The sequence below is a fragment of the Bradyrhizobium sp. 157 genome, from assembly GCF_023073815.1.
Taxonomy (GTDB): domain Bacteria; phylum Pseudomonadota; class Alphaproteobacteria; order Rhizobiales; family Xanthobacteraceae; genus Bradyrhizobium.
This window is the reverse complement of the sequence record NZ_JADPKF010000080.1, coordinates 50,436-66,613: the sequence shown is the minus strand read 5'-3', so window position 1 is coordinate 66,613 and position 16,178 is coordinate 50,436. Positions and strand designations below refer to the sequence as shown.

Genomic DNA, 16,178 nt, shown 5'->3' with positions numbered 1-16,178 from the left:
ATCGCTGCATCAGAGGCCGGACAGATGGCAGCATCCGACTACGCGCCAATGCGCTTCAAAAATCGCTTGCATCTCGCGGGGCGTCCACAGATGAGTACGCGCCTTGGCCGCTCAAAACGTCGGCGGCGTGCAGGCACTTATCACTTCGCACGGCTTTCCACCGACGCAGCGGAAGCGGTGCGGGCGGCGGCTTTCGAAATAATAGGCGTCGCCGGGGTCGAGAATGCGGCGCTCGTCGTCGACGGTCACCTCCAGCCGGCCGCTCACCACGATGCCGCCTTCCTCGCCGTCATGGGTCAGCGGCACTCTTCCGGTGTCGCTGCCCGGTTCGTAGCGCTCTTTCAGGATCTGCAGCGCGCGGCCGAACATGGTGTCGCCGACCTGGCGGTAGGAGATCGGCTGCTTGCCGATCTCGGTCAGTTCGTCGGAGCGGTAGAACGCCTTGCGCGGCCGCTCCGGCTCGATCGCAAAGAACTCGGCAAGCCCCATTGGTAGCCCGTCGAGGATGCGCTTCAGCGCGCCCACACTCGGGTTCATCTGGTTCGATTCGATCAGCGAGATCGTCGAATTGGTCACCCCGGAGCGCTTTGCCAGCTCGCGCTGCGATAGCTTGTGCCGGGCCCGGACGAAGCGGAGTCGCCCACCGATATCGACGCTCATCGAAAATCCCTGTTGCAGGTGTTTCGGATCGAACAAATATGCCCTGATCGCGCTAGCAAAATCAATGGGTTGCAGGAGTGCAGAAAAGGACTTGTTGTGGCTTCCCGAGCGTGGCCCGGTGGACCCCTTGAGCTGCCAGCAAAGGAGCTAGACCGTGACCCTTCATCAGAAGCCGAACACCCTGCAGACCGACTCGTTCTGGATGCCTTTCACGGCCAACCGGCAGTTCAAGAAAGCGCCCCGCCTGTTCGCCTCCGCCGAGGGCATGCACTACACCACCGTCGACGGCCGCAAGGTGATCGACGGCTCCGCCGGCCTCTGGTGCGTCAACGCCGGCCATGGCCGCCGCCAGATTGCGGCTGCCGTCGAACGGCAATTGATGAATCTCGACTTCGCGCCCTCGTTCAACATGGGCCATCCGCTGGCGTTCGATTTTGCAGAGCGGCTCACCGAGATCGCACCGAAGGGACTGGATCGCGTCTTCTTCACCAATTCGGGCTCCGAGTCGGTCGATACCGCGCTGAAGATCGCGCTCGCCTACCAGCGCGCCATCGGACAGGGCACGCGGACGCGCCTGATCGGCCGCGAGCGCGGCTATCACGGCGTCGGCTTCGGCGGCATGTCGGTCGGCGGCATGGTGGCCAACCGCCGCGCGTTCGCCACCCATCTGCCTGGAGTCGATCACATCCGTCACACCCACGATCTCACTCGCAATGCCTTTGCCAAGGATCAGCCGGAGCATGGCGCGGAGCTCGCCGACGATCTCGAGCGGATGGTTGCGCTGCATGGCGCCGACACCATCGCCGCCGTCATCGTCGAGCCGGTGCCGGGCTCGACCGCGGTGCTGCCGCCGCCGAAGGGCTATTTGAAGCGCCTGCGCGAGATCGCTGACAAGCACGGCATCTTGCTCATCTTCGATGAGGTCATCACCGGCTTCGGTCGGCTCGGCACGCCATTTGCGGCGGATTATTTCGGCGTCACGCCCGACATGATGACGACCGCTAAGGGCATCACCAACGGCACCGTTCCCTGCGGCGCGGTGTTTGCCAGCCGCAAGATCCACGACGGGCTAATGACCGGCCCCGAGGGCACGATCGAGCTGTTCCACGGCTACACCTATTCGGCGCACCCGACCGCCTGCGCCGCGGGCCTCGCAACGCTCGACATCTACAAGGACGAGGGCCTGTTGACGCGCGGCGCAACGCTCGCCGAATATTGGCGCGATGCGCTGCATTCGCTGAAAGGTCTACCCAACGTGATCGACATCCGCAATGTCGGCCTGATGGGCGCGGTCGAGCTCTCGCCGCGCAGCGACGGCGTCGGCGCGCGGGGCTATGACGTGATGGTGGATTGCTTCAATCGCGGACTTTACTTGCGCATGAGCGGCGACAGCTTTGCAATGTCGCCGCCCCTGATCGTCGAGAAGAGCCATATCGACGACATGGTTTCGATCCTGGGCGACGCGATCAAGCGCGTGGCCTGATCCTTGCTCGCAAGAAAATAGAGCGGCCGCGGCGTGCGACGCCGCGGCAGATGCGTGAGGGATTGTGAAAATCATCGTTCTCGGCAGTGGCGTGATCGGCGTCACGACAGCCTATTATCTGGCGCGTTCCGGCCACGAAGTTGTCGTCGTCGACCGTCAGGCGGAGCCTGCACAGGAAACCAGTTTTGCCAACGCCGGCGAGGTTTCGCCCGGCTATTCCTCGCCCTGGGCTGGCCCCGGCGTGCCGGTGAAGGCGATCAAGTGGCTATTGATGCGGCATGGCCCGCTGGTGATCTGGCCCAAGCTCGATCCTGTCATGTGGATCTGGGGGCTGAAGATGCTGCGCAACTGCACGGCAGAGCGCTACGCCGTCAACAAGAGCCGGATGATCCCGATCGCCGAATACAGCCGCGATTGCCTGCGCGCGCTGCGTGCCGAGACCGGCATCGTATATGACGAGCGCAGCCGCGGCACGCTGCAGCTCTTCCGCAAGCAGAAGCAGCTCGACTCGACCGGCGGCGATATCGCGGTGCTAAAGCAATATGGCGTGCCGTACGAGCTTTTGGATCGCACCGGCTGCATTGGCGCGGAGCCTGCGCTTGCCGGCGTGAAGGAGAAATTTGTCGGTGGGCTGCGATTGCCGGAGGACGAGACCGGCGATTGCCACATGTTCACGCAGGCGCTCGCAAAGGAAACAGCAAGGCTCGGCGTGCAGTTCAAATTCAACACCGGCATCGAGCGGCTGGTTGCGGAAGGCGGCAAGGTTACGGCCGTCGTCACCAGCGCCGGGCTGCTGCAGGCCGATGCCTATGTTGTCGCGCTCGGAAGCTGGTCGCCGCGGTTGCTTAAACCCATCGGCATTTCCGTTCCGGTCTATCCGGTGAAGGGCTATTCGATCACGGTGCCGGTCACCGATCCCGAGGGGGCGCCGGTCTCGACCGTGATGGACGAGAGCTACAAGGTTGCGATCACGCGGCTGGGTAACCGCATCCGCGTCGGCGGCACCGCGGAAATTTCCGGCTATTCCAATACTCTCGATGCGGCGCGGCGCGCGACGCTCGACCATTCGCTGTCCGACATGTTTCCGCGCGGCGGCGATCTCGGCAAGGCCAGCTTCTGGTGCGGCCTGCGCCCGATGACGCCGGATGGACCGCCAGTGATCGGCGCCACGCGCTACAGCAATCTGCATCTCAACACCGGCCACGGCACACTCGGCTGGACCATGGCCTGCGGCTCGGGGCGGGTGATGGCAGACCTGATCTCCGGGCGGAAGCCGGATATCGATGTGAGTGAGCTGAATGTGAGCCGGTACGATCACCGGTTTGGATAGGGGCGCACAGGACCTCCCGCCGTCATGGCGACCCGTTGGCTCCTCGCAATGACGGCGGGATGAGAATTCGTAGACTCACGCAGAGCACTGATTTCTGCTACTCGTGTCGCATCGCAGCGTCCGCATCACGGACGCGCCGAGTTCAGTGCAGTGCCCGCTCGCGGTCGCTTAGCGCCTTCTTCACCAGTTCCGGCAAGGTCCTGGCGTAGACTTCAATGAATGTGGCGTCGCCATTGGATCGAGGGACGTTCGCGGCCTGCTCGGCGAGACGTGCGGCTTTGGCCTCGCACCTCGCGAACAGGTGCCAGAACCATTCCGGCTTCTTGTCCACGGTCTCCTTGTGCAGCTTGATAACGGCGGCGCCCACGGCCGCCATGGCGTTTACAGCGCCCGCGCTCATGGCGCTCAAGGCAGCCGAGCTCATGATATCTTCTCGGGCCTCGGCGGCATCGGCTCGTGCTTTCCCGTGCTTCCCTCGGTTCGGCATTGCTCGGCTCCTATGTACCCTTGCCCTCCGGGAAGCCTAGACGGCGGGAGTTGACGGCATCTGAATCGACAGTCCTAAATTCGGATTGTCGATTCCATTCGGGTATATCTAAATTCGTTCGCGATGTTGTTCCCGGCACGCGGACAGTCGGTGGACGGCGAAGGAGAGAGGAACGGAAGCGAAGCCGTCATTGCGAGCCAACGGGTCGCGCGAATGCGCGCCCGATGACAGGCTCCGCGAAGCAATCCATCCCACGGCGTGGGGATAGATGGATTGGTTCGTCGCTACGCTCCTCGCGATGACGGTTTCGCCTGCGTCGCGCAATTCACCCACAGCACGACCGCTTTCGCATCTTTCGCGGGATTTGAGAAGCGGTGCGGGCGGCGGCTGGCAAAGCGAAAACTGTCTCCTCGCTTGAGCGACCAGGTCTCGGCGTCGACGATCAGCGTCATCTCGCCTTCCAGCACCAGTCCCGCCTCCTCGCCGTCATGGGTGTAGAGCTCGTCGCCGGTGTTGCCGCCGGGCTCCAGGTGCACGAGAAACAGATTGAGGCGGTGTTCCGCACCCGCCGGACTCAGCAACTGCTTTGAAATGCCGGTGCGCCACAGCTTTAGTTCGGCGCGCTGCATTTCGCGCGTCACCACGCCGCCGGACGCGGCGTCGTCGCTCGGCTGCGAGCCGAACAGCGCGGCGATGCCGACGCCAAGCACGTCGGCGAGCGTCGCCAGCACGCGGAGCGAGGGTGATGACAGGCCGCGCTCAATCTGGCTGAGAAAGCCGATCGACAGATCGGTCTTCGCCGCAATCGTCTCCAGCGAGAGCTTGTGCTCGCGGCGTAGCTCGCGGATGCGGCGGCCGACCGCAAGGTCCATCGCCGGCTCGGCCGGCCTGGCGGCGGTCTTCGCCCTCGACTTGGCCGTTGCCTTTCCGGCGGCCCTTGCTTTGGCCTTGAACGCCGGTTTCTTTATTCGCTTGCCGCCGCTCACGTCAGGCCGCTTCCTTCATGTGCATGAAAATCGCTTGCAAACCCGGGAGAAGTGTGGCCACAATTTCATATTGGTGAAAATAGGCCTGAACGGCGTTGCCCGCAACTCTTTGGTCTAAGGCGGGCGAGCCAGGCCAGTGTGCAGTTTCAGGAGGTGGTGCGATGGCTCTGAAGCGTCTCGTTCAGGCCGCGGTAGCGGCCTTGGTTCTCACAGCGGCGATGCCGGCATCTGCGCAAAAAGTGCTGAAAGTGGGCTCGACGCCGACCGGTGTGCCCTTCACTTTCCTCGACACCAAGACCAACAGCATTCAGGGCATCATGGTCGATCTCATCACCGAGATCGGCAAGGACGCCGGCTTCCAGGTGCAAATCGAGCCGATGCAGTTCTCCACGCTGATTGCCTCACTCACCTCGAACAAGATCGACATCATCTCGGCGGCGATGTTCGTCACGCCCGCTCGCAAGGAAGTGATTGATTTCTCCGAACCGTTCTATAGCTACGGCGAAGGCCTCTTGGTGCCGAAGAGCAATACGAAGACCTACACCACGCAGGACGATCTGAAGGGCGAAGTGGTCGGAGCGCAGGTCGGCACGGCGTTCGTCGATGCGCTGAAGAAATCGGGGCTGTTCAGCGAGGTCAAGGCCTACGACACCATTCCCGATATTCTGCGCGACGTGAACGCAGGCCGCCTCAAAGCCGGCTTCGCCGACTACCCGATCCTCGCCTACAACCTCAAGCAAGGCGGCTTCCCCGAGGCGCGCATCGTCGAGAGCTACAAGCCCGCGACAGTCGGTTCGGTCGGCATCGGTGTCCGGAAGGGCGATACCGAACTGCTCGCCAAGATCAACGCCTCCCTGGAGAAGCTGAAGGCGAACGGCACCGTCGCCAAGATCCTGGATAAATGGGGCTTGAAGGCGCAGGGTGCCTGATGCAGGCGTTCTGGCGCGATACTGTCGAGTTCCTGCCGATCCTGATGAGCGGCGTGGCGCTGACGATCATCGTCACGATCGGCTCGTTGTTACTGTCGACCGCGCTCGGGCTGGTCTGGGCCTTGATGCGGGTATCCGGCATCGGCGTCTTCACGGGATTCAGCGCCGGGCTGATCAACGTGATCCGCGGCATCCCGATCATCGTGCTGTTGTTCTATCTCTACTTCGTGATGCCCGAACTCGGCCTCACGCTGACGGCGCTGCAGGCGGCGATCCTGGGCCTCGGCATCGCCTATTCGGCCTACCAGGCCGAGAACTTCCGCGCCGGGATCGAAGCCATCGACAAGGGGCAGATCGAGGCGGCGCAGGCGATCGGCATGGGCTGGTGGCAGACCATGCGCCGCGTGGTGCTGCCGCAGGCGGTCAAGATCGTGCTGCCGCCCTACGGCAACATCATGATCATGATGCTGAAGGATTCCTCGCAGGCGTCGACGATCACGGTGGCCGAGCTCGCGCTGCAGGGCAAGCTGATCGCGTCCTCCACCTTCAAGAACACCAGCGTGTTCACGCTGGTCGCGCTGATGTATCTCACCATGAGCATTCCGCTCATTCTTCTGGTCCGTCATTTCGAGAAGCGCGCGGGCCAGAAATGATCGAACTGACTAATGTTCACAAGAGTTTTGGCAAGGTCGAGGTGCTCAAGGGCATCACGGCTTCCGTCGAGAAGGGCGAGGTGGTCTGCATCGTCGGCCCCTCAGGCTCCGGAAAATCCACCATCCTGCGCTGCATCAACGGGCTGGAGAGCTATGACGGCGGCGATATACTCGTCGAAGGCGCGCGGGTCGATCGCAGCGCGCCCTCGATCGTTGCGATCCGGACGCAGGTCTCGATGGTGTTCCAGCGCTTCAACCTGTTTCCGCATCGCACCGCGCTGGAAAACGTCATCGAGGGGCCGCTCTATGTGAAGAAGGAGCCGCGCGGTGAGGCGCTGGAGCGCGGCCGCGCGCTGCTGGCGCAGGTGGGCCTCGCGGAGAAAGCCGATAGCTATCCGCCGCAACTCTCCGGCGGCCAGCAGCAGCGCGTCGCGATTGCCCGTGCACTTGCGATGCAGCCGAAGGCAATCCTGTTCGACGAGCCGACTTCGGCGCTCGATCCGGAACTGGTCGGCGACGTGCTGTCGGTGATGCGCAAGCTCGCCGACGACGGGATGACCATGGTCGTCGTCACCCACGAGATGGGATTTGCCCGGGACGTCGCCGACCGCGTCCTGTTCATCGATGGTGGCGTGATCGTCGAGCAGGGGCCGGCGAAATCGATTCTCAACCAGCCGCAGCATGCGCGCACGCAGGACTTTTTGCGACGCGTGCTGCATCCGCTCTGAGTTTACCAGCATGAATGCGCCCATCCGACGGCCGCTGCCGCCAAGCCTCTACGCCGATACGGCGGTCGCTCCGGCACCGACGCCGCCGCTCGATAGAGACAGGGACGTTGCGGTCGCAATCATCGGCGGCGGTTTCACCGGGCTGTCCACCGCATTGCATCTGGCCGAGCAGGGCGTGAATGCGATCGTGCTGGAAGCGCAACAGCCGGGCTGGGGCGCTTCGGGCAACAATGGCGGCCAGGTCAATCCGGGCCTCAAGCACGATCCTGACCGGATCGAGGCCGATTTCGGCGCCGAGCTCGGCGGTCGCATGATTGCGTTCGCCTATGGCACCACCAACTTCACGTTCGACCTGATACGACGATACCAGATTCCGTGCGAAGCAAGGCAGAACGGCACGCTGCGCGCGGCCTATAACAAGGCAAGCGCCGCGACGATCGCAAACACGGCAAAGCAATGCATCCGCCGCGGCATGCCGGTGATGCTGCTGAATCGCGAACAGATGCGGGAGACGACCGGAACCGACCGCTATCTCTGCGCCATGCTGGACAATCGCGGCGGCGACCTGCATCCCCTGAGCTATGCGCGCGGGCTCGCGCGCGCCGCGATCGCGGCCGGCGCAGCCGTGCATGGCGAGACGCCGGCGCTTTCCTTGTCGCGTGAAGGCGCGCATTGGCGAGTTGAGACGCCGCGCGGGATGGTGCGCGCCGGAAAAGTGCTGCTGGCGACGAACGGATTCACAGACGATCTGTGGCCGGCGCTCCGCCGCACCATCGTGCCGGTGTTTTCGTCGATTGCGGCCACCGCGCCTTTGTCCGAGGAGGTCGCACGCGAAATCATGCCGACGCGCTCGGTGCTGTACGAGAGTGGCCACATCACGGTGTATTACCGGATCGATGCGCATAATCGCCTGCTGATGGGCGGCCGTGGGCCGATGCGCTGGATCAGTAAGCCTACCGATGTCGCCTATCTCATCCGCTATGCTGAACGGCTGTGGCCGCGGCTGAAAGGCGTGACCTGGACGCACGGCTGGAATAGCCGGCTCGCGATCACGCCCGATCACTATCCCCATGTGCATGAACCGGCGGAGAATCTTCTGATCTCGCTCGGCTGCAACGGCCGCGGCGTCGCGCTCTCGACCGCGATGGGCGCCCAGCTGGCGCGCCGCCTCGTCGGCGGCAAGAATGCCGAGATTGATATGCCTATCACCGGCATCAAGCCGATGGCGCTGCACGCATTCTGGCCGCTCGGCGTCACCGCCGCCGTCGTCACGGGGCGGGTGCGGGACCGGCTCGGGATCTAGTTTCCGACTCCAGCCCGGCTCGTGCGGAACCTCCGGCAGCGGCGAACGTTCGCTTGCGTAACTCCGATCTGAAGGAGATTCAAATGCGCAAGCAATTACTGTTATCGACGGGAATTATCTGCCTGATGCTGGCGCCGGCTGCTTCCTATGGCCAGGCGCCGGGCGGAAGAGGCGAAGAGCAGAAACAGATGCGGCCGAGCGAGTCCGGCAAGGGTGCTGCACCGCAAGGACGCGGTGCCGAACGGGCGCAGGAGCGCGGGCGGGGTGCGGAACAAAAGGCGCAAGGCGCGGCGGGCCGCGAGGAAAAGGGAGCCGGTTCCCGACAGACCGAGGAAAGGGGCAAGGCCGCGCCCTCGAGCGAGCGTCCGGCGACCGCCAGTGATGACAAGCGCGGACGCGGCGAGGACGCAAAATCCCGTGAGCGCGCGCAGGATTCCCGCCAGGGCGGCCGCGACGAACAAACAGCCCGGGAAGGCAAGGACGCCAAAGACAGCAGCAAGGGCAGCGCCGAGATGAAACGCGATAGGGCGCGCGATAAGTCCACGGCGGAGCAGGAAAGGTCGAAGGATGGAACCCCGGCCGCTCAGAAGGAGCGCGAGGGAACAACTACGACGCAAAAGGAATCCGGCCGCGATCAGCGCGATAGCGCGAAGGATGCTGCGGAGCGGGGTAAGGATGCGGACCGGCCCTCGACCGCGACGGACACCACGCGCACACCGCCTTCTGGCCAGACGACGCAGACCCAGACCACCCAGACGCAAGACCGCCAGCAGATCTCGACCGAGAAGCAGCTGCGCATCTCCGAGACGCTAACCCGCGAGCGTCTCGCGCCGCCGCAGCGCAATCTCAACGTCTCGATCCGGGTAGGCGAGCGGCTCCCGCGCCATGTGCGCGTGCAACGGCTGCCATCCACGATCGTGTCGATCGAGCCGCAGTACCGCGGTTACGATTACTTCACGACCGAGGAGGAAATCGTGATCGTCGAACCCCGCACGCAGCGGATTGTGAGCCATATTCCGCGTGACGCGTCGCGCATTCGCGCCGCAGGCGGCGAGACCGCCGGCAGTGGACGTGCAGCCGACGCGATGGCCCAAGCCGGCGGAGCGGCCCAAGCCGGCGGAGCGCCTTGCCGTATCATGCGCCGGGATACCGCGGGCAATCTTACCGAAGTCTCGCCCACGACGGTTGGTTCGGCCGCACCGACTGTTGGTTCGACCGCACCGCAGGATTCGATAAGCGTCACTGTTCGCGCGCCGGGCGGCGGCGGATCGACGAACCCGATTGCATTGGGTGCATCCGATGGACAGATCGTGGTTGCGATGCAAGGCGGCGACTGCACCGTGACGATTGAGCCGCAGACGCGGTAAGCGGGTGTGTCTGGCCTCGCAAGAGGCCGTTACATCAGAATGTCGATGCGGGTAAAGGAAAGTGCGGCATCTGATTGCCGCACTTTTCTCGTTCAGCGGCATCGCACCTTTTGCAGCGTCGCTGCCTGATGACGGGCCGCCTCACCCCGCCGCCACTGCCTCGCTCCAGGCGTGGAACGGCTCCGTCGCGCCGCTGTTGGTTTCGCCGTCGCGGAGCACCGCGCTGGGGCAGGCGAACTTCATCGGCAGGCTCTGGATGCGTGTCTCCTCGTAATCGAAACGCGAGCCTAGCGCATCGCGCGCGGCCTGCGGCAGACGGACGTCGCCGATCACGATCGCGCCTTCGCTGGCGTCGATGCGCGGCTGATGGATTGCGGCATCGAGATCCATGCCGTAATCCATCACGAAGGACAGAAGCTGGCTTACCGCCGGCAGAATGCGCCGGCCGCCCGAAGCGCCGACCGCGATGCGCCTTCCGTCCGCCGCCTGCGCCACCACGGGCGTGTAATTGGTGAGACAGCGTTTGCCCGGCGCCAGCGAATTCGGCGTGCCCGGGGTCGGGTCGAACCACATGATGCCGTTGTTCATGGTGATGCCGGTCTGGTTCGTTACGAATTTGGAGCCGAAGGTGGACAGCAAGGTTTGCGTCACCGCGGCCATGTTGCCGTCGCGGTCGACGGCGGAAAAATGCGTGGTGCAGGCCGGTGCCAGCGCCTCCGCGCCGAGCGAGCGCCTGCCGTCTTCGTCACCCATGTCCTTCAACCGTTCGCGATACGCGGCCTGCAGCGCCGATGCATAGGCGACGTAGGCCGCCGCATCCGGTCCGCCGCGTGCGGGCTTGATATCCTGTTGCAGCAGACCAAGCGTGCGCGAAAGCGTTGGACCTGCGGTGAGTTCGGGCGTCGCGAACACCTTGCCGCCGCGATAGGGGATCGCCAGCGGCTCACGCAATTGAGCGCGAAACGGCTTGAGGTCCTCGACCGACAGCGCGCCGCCCGCGGCCTGAATGTCAGCGGCGAGGCTCTGCGCCAGATCGCCCTCGTAGAAGTCGCCCGGGCCGGCGCCGGCGAGCTGCGCCATCGTGGCCTTGAGCCGGTCCTGCGGCAAGCGGACTTTGGACCTGATGCCCCATTGCGGGTTGGGCGGCAGACCGTCTTGCAGATAGGCGGCGGCGCTCGCGGGGTAACACCGCAAGTCTGCCGCCGCGCTCGAAATCATCACCGTGGTCCACCAGTCGACCGCAAGGCCTTCGCCTGCGAGCGCGATGCTCGGCGCCAGCAATTCCTTCCACGGCAGCTTGGCGTGGCGGCGATGCGCCTCTTCCATGCCGGCGACCACGCCGGGCACGGCGATCGAGCCGGGGCCGTGAATGTTGCGGTCGTCCTTTACCCGCGGCCAGGGGAAGATGTCGGAAGCCGCGCCACCGCCAGTCAGCGGATAATCTTCCACCCGCAGGCTGAGCGGCGCCCGCATGCCGTAGTCGATCACCTCGTAGCGGTCTTCGCGCGCCCGGTAGAGCACCATCGCGCCGCCACCGCCGACCCCGCTCATCCAGGGTTCCAGAACGCCAAGCGCAAACGTCGTCGCGATCACGGCATCGACGCAATCGCCGCCCGCGGCCAGCACCTCGGCCCCCACTCGCGCCGCCCTGCTTGATTGCGCGGCGACGATGCCGCCCTTGGAAGTGACGGCCGGCTTGCGTATCACCTGGGTAGTGGAGAACTGGTCGCGCATCGGATTGCCTTTGATCCCTGTACGTGTGTGGTTGCCGGTCGCCGGAGGATTTCGTTGACGCCATTACACCCTAAAAATCTTGGACCAGCCATGACAGAATAACATCCTGGGAGTTCGCATCGCCCGCCTTCGTGTTGGCGTGTTGCATCCGACAATGGCACATTGCGAACCAGGGCCGTATCCACAAAGGAGCATACTGGCGTGACCGCCGACGCATTCATTCATCTGCCGGAGCTGCGAGCCCGGGTAACGCATCCGGAAAAATCGCTGCTGCGCCTGACGCCGGAGATGCTTTCGATGTGGGAGCAGCGGGCGCGGGCCGCGGGATGGCCGGCAAGCTGGCGGCTCTCGGACGAAGCGATCGAGGCGTCGCGGCTTACGGTGCTCGGCGATCACCCTGATGGCGACGACCTCTGGATCTATTCCTACGGCTCGCTGATGTGGGATCCCGGTTTTCACTTTGCCGAGGTCCGGCTCGCCGACGTCGAGGGTTATCAGCGCCGCTTCACGCTGAAGATCAATCTCGGCCGAGGATCGCACGACTATCCGGCGCTGATGCTCTCGCTGGAGCCGCAATTGGGATGTTGCCGCGGGCTGGCGTTCCGCATTGCGGCCGATTCCGTCCATGCCGAGACAGCGATCCTGTGGCGCCGCGAAATGCTGCGCGGCGGCTATGCGCCGGCGATGGTGCCGATGGCGACGCCGCAGGGACCAATCACCGCACTCGCCTTCACCTCGAACCGCTCGCACCCGAGTTATGTCGGCGAACTGCCGCTCGCCGAGACCGCCGCGATGATCGCGAGCGGGAAGGGCGTTCTCGGCACTAACCGCGAATACCTCGTGCAACTGGCGACGCAGTTGCAGGCGCTGGAGATCGAGGATCCGTACGTCGCGCACTTGCATGCGCAGATCGGCGGCGCTCCCGGTGCTTGAGGCGGTCACCCCACGGCAGCCTGGCGCGTTTATTTTTCAAACAATGTTTCAGGCTGGTTTTGCCGCACAATCCGGCATCCTGACGCAAGTGCAGGACGCGGATAATTGCCATCATAAGAGCCGCCGCGCGGAGACGATCAAGGCCAGAACAATTAACGGAGAGGGCGCGCATGACCGGGGAGATCAAGTCGCACTACGAGGTCGTTGTCGTCGGCGCCGGCGTGTCGGGCATTTACCAGATCAAGCGGCTGGCCGATCTCGACGTGGATGCCCTCGTGCTCGATGCCGCGCCCGATCTCGGCGGAACCTGGTACTGGAACCGCTATCCCGGCGCGCGCTTCGATTCCGAGAGCTACACCTACGGCTATTCCTTCTCGAAAGAGCTGCTCGACGAATGGCACTGGCAGGAGCGGTTTTCGAGCCAGCCGGAGAATCTTCGCTACCTCAACTACGTCGCCGACAAGTTCGATTTGCGCAAATATATGCGGTTCAACCGCAGGGTGGAAGCGGCGGCGTTCGACGAGGGCTGTCATCTGTGGCGGCTCCGGCTCGACGACGGGCGTGAACTGAGCTGCCGATTTCTCATTCTTGCGGTCGGGTTGCTCTCGGTACCGACGCTGCCGCGGCTCGAGGGCATGGAGACGTTCAAGGGGCGTTCGTTCCATACCTTCTATTGGCCGCACGAGCCGGTTGAACTCTCCGGCAAGAAGGTCGGCATCATCGGCACCGGCGCCACCGCGATCCAGGTGATCGGCGAGATTGCGGACAAGGTCGGCGAACTCACGGTGTTTCAGCGGCGGCCGAACTGGAGCGCACCGCTCAACAACAGTCCGATCTCGGACCAGGAAATGGCCGACATCCGCTCGCGCTACGATGAAATCTTTGCCGCCTGCCGGCGCACGCCCGGCGGCTTCGAGCACGAGCCGGACCGGCGCGGCTTCTATGAAGCGACCCGCGAGGAGCGGCTCGTGCTGTGGGACAAACTCTTTGACGAGCCCGGCTTCGGCATCTGGCTGAGCAATTTTCGCGAGATTTTTACCGACGAGGCGGCCAATGCCGAGTTTTCCGCCTACATCGCCGACCGGATTCGGCGGCGCGTGAAGGACCCGGTGACGGCGGAAAAGCTGATTCCGAAGGATCATGGCTTTGGCGTGCAGCGCGTGCCGCTGGAGACCAATTATTTCGAGGCTTACAACCGCGACAACGTACATCTCGTCGATATCAGCGAGACGCCGATTCTGCGGGTCACCGAAACGGGCCTGCACACCAGTGCGCGCGATTATGAGCTCGATATCATCGTCTACTCCACCGGCTTCGATGCGATCACCGGCGCATTCGACGCGATCGACATCACCGGCGTCGGCGGCGTGAAGCTCGCCGACCAATGGCGCGAGGGACCCTCGACCTTTCTCGGCATGATGGTCCACGGCTTTCCGAACTTGCTGATGCCGACCGGCCCGCAGAGCGGCTCGGCCTCGACGAATTTTCCACGCGGCATCGAGAACGGCGTCGGCTGGTGCATGGGCCTGCTCGGCCACATCTGGGATCGCGGCTACACGCGGGTCGAGCCAACGGCCGAAGCGCAGGCGCGCTGGACCGCCCACGTCACCAAGATGTACGCCATCATGCTGATGCGCAAAGCCAAGTCGTGGTTCACCGGCTACAATTCCAACATCCCCGGCCACGAGCACGGCAAGACTCGCTACCTCGTCTACAATGGCGGCACGCCGAAATATGTCGCGGCGATCACCGACGTTGCCGAAAGGGGGTATGAGGGGATCGTGTTTGAGACGGGCGCACAGCCCGCAGCGAGGTCCGCGGCCGCCGCGGAATAAGTGCGTGTAAGGGCAGTGCGTAGGATGGTTTCAGCATAGCGAAACCCATCATCTTTGGAAGCCTAAGCGATGGGTTTCGCAAAGCTAGCCCCTCATCCTGAGGAGCCCGCAGAGCGGGCGTCTCGAAGGATGTAGGCCACAGATGAGCCTTATGGTTCGAGACGCGCGGAGCCTGGCATCGGGCCGCGCTACGCGCGGACCCGTTGGCGCTCACCATGAGGGACTTATGGCGCCGCAAGGTTAGTGCGTCCGCAGCAGCCGCCTGGGATGAACGCCATCGACATAGCCCATGAACGGCGGATGGATCGAATAGCCGATCAGCTCGCGTGCGCGCTCGGGCAATTTGCTGGCGACCTCGGTAGGAACGGCGAGCGCCATGTTCTCGAGTTGCCGCACCCAGCCCACGCAATATTGCGGCGTAATGATCAGGCGCGGCCGGTCCGACCGGTTGGCGCCGCCGCGGTGCCATAGCGTTCCCTTGGTGATGGCCAGCGATCCGGATGGCATGATCAGCTTCACGGCGTCAGGCCTGTCGCCTTCCTCGTGGCCGGCTTCGTTGGTGAAATGAGCCGGTTTCACCGCGCCCTCGATATAGTGCCCGTCCCACAGATGGCTTCCGGGAATGATTTCGGTGGCGCCATTTTGCTCGGTCGTATCGTCGATCGCCCAGAACGTGCTGATGCCAAGAGCCGGGCGGGGGCGCGGAATCTTCACGCCGCTGTCGTCGAAATGCCAGGGCTGGACAGTCTCGCCGGGATGGAGATTGATTGCGAGCATGGCAGACAACAGGCAGCTCTCGCCGAGTTCGGCTTCCACAAAGGCCATCGCGAGCGGATGGATCGCGAGCTCTGCGAAGACGGGCGATTTCGCCAGCAGTGCATACACCCGGTTGGTCCTGGTGCCTTCAAAATCGTTGCGGCCGAACAGATCCCGCGCCAGATGCGGTGCCAGCGCCGCGCGGATTTCGGCGATGCGCTCGGGTGCAAGAACGCGTTCGAAGATCAGGTAACCGCTGCGGTCGAACTCTTCCTTGAAGGAGGCGAACGAGCGTCCCCCGAGCCAGGGCAAAACCTGCTCCGCTGTCGCTGCCATCGGCGCTCTCCTCGTGAGCCCGGTCAAGCCAAGGCTTCTTGCGAGATATCATACGCAACTACGGGGGTTTTTCACGAGATTTCTGCGCGTCGACGGCGGCGCAAATCATGGTCGCGGTGCGAATGCGTAGCGGAACGTGCAGCTCGGCGCGCCCTGCATCAGGGTCTGGTCGCGCCTGAGGCTGACCTCGCTGCCGCCGGCGGCAACGATATCGAAATCGGTGGCGCAGACCAGCAGCGCGCCGAGCTCCGGCTCGCCCAGCGCGCGGAAGAAGTCCGCGAACCGGCAATGCGTGACGTCGAATTCCAGCGCCTCCTTGTCGTGGCGACGCATCTCGACCGTTACCTCCCGCTCGGTGACTCCGGCAAGCGCGGTGTGCATGGTCGCCCATTTGCGCCGCGCGCTACCCTCGACATTCTCGCCGATGGCGGCGAACAGCGCCTTCGACCAGTCGCGCAAGGCTAGTCGCGCAATCGCATCGGCCTTTTGCTGACCCAGTTCCGCGCGCAACGCCCGCAGCATCGGCACCAGCACCTGCGCCTGGATCCGCGTTTTGTCCAACAGCGACAGGCGGGGATCGACCATATAATCGTCGAGCAAGTTCATCGCAGGCTCCTTTCGTTTCCCGACCTCCAGCGAGATATTGCGGCCGGCGAGG

The 16,178-nt window shown here is 64.0% G+C and carries 15 protein-coding genes; 9 read left to right on the top strand and 6 right to left on the bottom strand.

The genetic code is table 11. The features are described from left to right. Positions 1-111: 111 nt before the first annotated feature. The gene (locus tag IVA95_RS21525) at positions 112-660 is read right to left on the bottom strand and encodes a cupin domain-containing protein (protein WP_065745762.1); all 549 of its coding nucleotides are present in this window, start codon (positions 658-660) and stop codon (positions 112-114) included. A gap of 154 nt (positions 661-814) precedes the next feature. Between IVA95_RS21525 and IVA95_RS21520 the strand changes: the two genes are divergently transcribed. Next, entirely contained in the window at positions 815-2,143 is a 1,329-nt protein-coding gene (locus IVA95_RS21520; RefSeq protein ID WP_247512288.1) for an aspartate aminotransferase family protein, read from the top strand. A gap of 64 nt (positions 2,144-2,207) precedes the next feature. Continuing rightward, positions 2,208-3,473, top strand: a complete 1,266-nt coding sequence (locus IVA95_RS21515; RefSeq protein ID WP_247512287.1) for a D-amino acid dehydrogenase — start codon at positions 2,208-2,210, stop codon at positions 3,471-3,473. A 142-nt stretch (positions 3,474-3,615) separates the two neighbouring features. Here the strand turns inward: IVA95_RS21515 and IVA95_RS21510 are convergent, their stop codons facing one another. Together IVA95_RS21510 and IVA95_RS21505 are read right to left on the bottom strand one after the other, a co-directional pair. Further along, on the bottom strand, positions 3,616-3,897 hold the full coding sequence (locus IVA95_RS21510) for a hypothetical protein (RefSeq protein WP_247512286.1): 282 nt from the start codon (positions 3,895-3,897) through the stop codon (positions 3,616-3,618). Positions 3,898-4,244: 347 nt separating this feature from the next. After that, positions 4,245-4,946, bottom strand: coding sequence for a cupin domain-containing protein (locus tag IVA95_RS21505; RefSeq protein WP_247512285.1), 702 nt, complete (start codon positions 4,944-4,946; stop codon positions 4,245-4,247). A 161-nt stretch (positions 4,947-5,107) separates the two neighbouring features. On the opposite strand from IVA95_RS21505, the gene IVA95_RS21500 reads away from it, so the two are divergent. From IVA95_RS21500 to IVA95_RS21480, 5 genes are all read left to right on the top strand, one after another. Then, entirely contained in the window at positions 5,108-5,875 is a 768-nt protein-coding gene (locus tag IVA95_RS21500) for an ABC transporter substrate-binding protein (RefSeq protein ID WP_247512284.1), read from the top strand. Continuing rightward, positions 5,875-6,528, top strand: a complete 654-nt coding sequence (locus IVA95_RS21495) for an amino acid ABC transporter permease (RefSeq protein WP_247512290.1) — start codon at positions 5,875-5,877, stop codon at positions 6,526-6,528. Before IVA95_RS21500 ends, IVA95_RS21495 begins: the two co-directional genes overlap by 1 nt. Beyond that, positions 6,525-7,256, top strand: a complete 732-nt coding sequence (locus IVA95_RS21490) for an amino acid ABC transporter ATP-binding protein (protein ID WP_247512283.1) — start codon at positions 6,525-6,527, stop codon at positions 7,254-7,256. Before IVA95_RS21495 ends, IVA95_RS21490 begins: the two co-directional genes overlap by 4 nt. Before the next feature lie 10 nt (positions 7,257-7,266). Beyond that, positions 7,267-8,559, top strand: a complete 1,293-nt coding sequence (locus tag IVA95_RS21485) for an FAD-binding oxidoreductase (protein ID WP_247512282.1) — start codon at positions 7,267-7,269, stop codon at positions 8,557-8,559. An 83-nt stretch (positions 8,560-8,642) separates the two neighbouring features. Beyond that, a complete protein-coding gene (locus tag IVA95_RS21480) occupies positions 8,643-9,926 on the top strand; it encodes a DUF1236 domain-containing protein (protein WP_247512281.1) in 1,284 nt (427 codons plus the stop codon). A 141-nt stretch (positions 9,927-10,067) separates the two neighbouring features. Here IVA95_RS21480 and IVA95_RS21475 read toward each other — a convergent pair whose 3' ends face one another. Beyond that, positions 10,068-11,660: a gamma-glutamyltransferase gene (locus tag IVA95_RS21475; RefSeq protein ID WP_247512280.1), complete on the bottom strand. Its 1,593-nt coding sequence runs from the start codon at positions 11,658-11,660 to the stop codon at positions 10,068-10,070. A gap of 201 nt (positions 11,661-11,861) precedes the next feature. Here IVA95_RS21475 and IVA95_RS21470 point away from each other — a divergent pair, with 201 nt between their 5' ends. Together IVA95_RS21470 and IVA95_RS21465 are read left to right on the top strand one after the other, a co-directional pair. After that, the gene (locus tag IVA95_RS21470; RefSeq protein WP_247512279.1) at positions 11,862-12,593 is read left to right on the top strand and encodes a gamma-glutamylcyclotransferase; all 732 of its coding nucleotides are present in this window, start codon (positions 11,862-11,864) and stop codon (positions 12,591-12,593) included. Positions 12,594-12,763: 170 nt separating this feature from the next. Further along, positions 12,764-14,428, top strand: a complete 1,665-nt coding sequence (locus tag IVA95_RS21465; protein ID WP_247512278.1) for an NAD(P)/FAD-dependent oxidoreductase — start codon at positions 12,764-12,766, stop codon at positions 14,426-14,428. 240 nt (positions 14,429-14,668) lie between these two features. On the opposite strand, the gene IVA95_RS21460 is transcribed toward IVA95_RS21465, so the two are convergent. Continuing rightward, on the bottom strand, positions 14,669-15,520 hold the full coding sequence (locus IVA95_RS21460; RefSeq protein WP_247512277.1) for a phytanoyl-CoA dioxygenase family protein: 852 nt from the start codon (positions 15,518-15,520) through the stop codon (positions 14,669-14,671). A gap of 105 nt (positions 15,521-15,625) precedes the next feature. Next, the gene (locus IVA95_RS21455) at positions 15,626-16,126 is read right to left on the bottom strand and encodes an L-2-amino-thiazoline-4-carboxylic acid hydrolase (protein WP_247512276.1); all 501 of its coding nucleotides are present in this window, start codon (positions 16,124-16,126) and stop codon (positions 15,626-15,628) included. Positions 16,127-16,178: the final 52 nt, after the last annotated feature.

Bases quoted from the DNA above. Each gene is read 5' to 3' on its own strand.
- IVA95_RS21525 (WP_065745762.1), bottom strand. From the start codon at position 660: ATGAGCGTCGATATCGGTGGGCGACTCCGCTTCGTCCGGGCCCGGCAC.
- IVA95_RS21510 (WP_247512286.1), bottom strand. From the start codon at position 3,897: ATGAGCTCGGCTGCCTTGAGCGCCATGAGCGCGGGCGCTGTAAACGCC.
- IVA95_RS21500 (WP_247512284.1), top strand. From the start codon at position 5,108: ATGGCTCTGAAGCGTCTCGTTCAGGCCGCGGTAGCGGCCTTGGTTCTC.
- IVA95_RS21495 (WP_247512290.1), top strand. From the start codon at position 5,875: ATGCAGGCGTTCTGGCGCGATACTGTCGAGTTCCTGCCGATCCTGATG.
- IVA95_RS21490 (WP_247512283.1), top strand. From the start codon at position 6,525: ATGATCGAACTGACTAATGTTCACAAGAGTTTTGGCAAGGTCGAGGTG.
- IVA95_RS21485 (WP_247512282.1), top strand. From the start codon at position 7,267: ATGAATGCGCCCATCCGACGGCCGCTGCCGCCAAGCCTCTACGCCGAT.
- IVA95_RS21480 (WP_247512281.1), top strand. From the start codon at position 8,643: ATGCGCAAGCAATTACTGTTATCGACGGGAATTATCTGCCTGATGCTG.
- IVA95_RS21475 (WP_247512280.1), bottom strand. From the start codon at position 11,660: ATGCGCGACCAGTTCTCCACTACCCAGGTGATACGCAAGCCGGCCGTC.
- IVA95_RS21465 (WP_247512278.1), top strand. From the start codon at position 12,764: ATGACCGGGGAGATCAAGTCGCACTACGAGGTCGTTGTCGTCGGCGCC.
- IVA95_RS21460 (WP_247512277.1), bottom strand. From the start codon at position 15,520: ATGGCAGCGACAGCGGAGCAGGTTTTGCCCTGGCTCGGGGGACGCTCG.
- IVA95_RS21455 (WP_247512276.1), bottom strand. From the start codon at position 16,126: ATGAACTTGCTCGACGATTATATGGTCGATCCCCGCCTGTCGCTGTTG.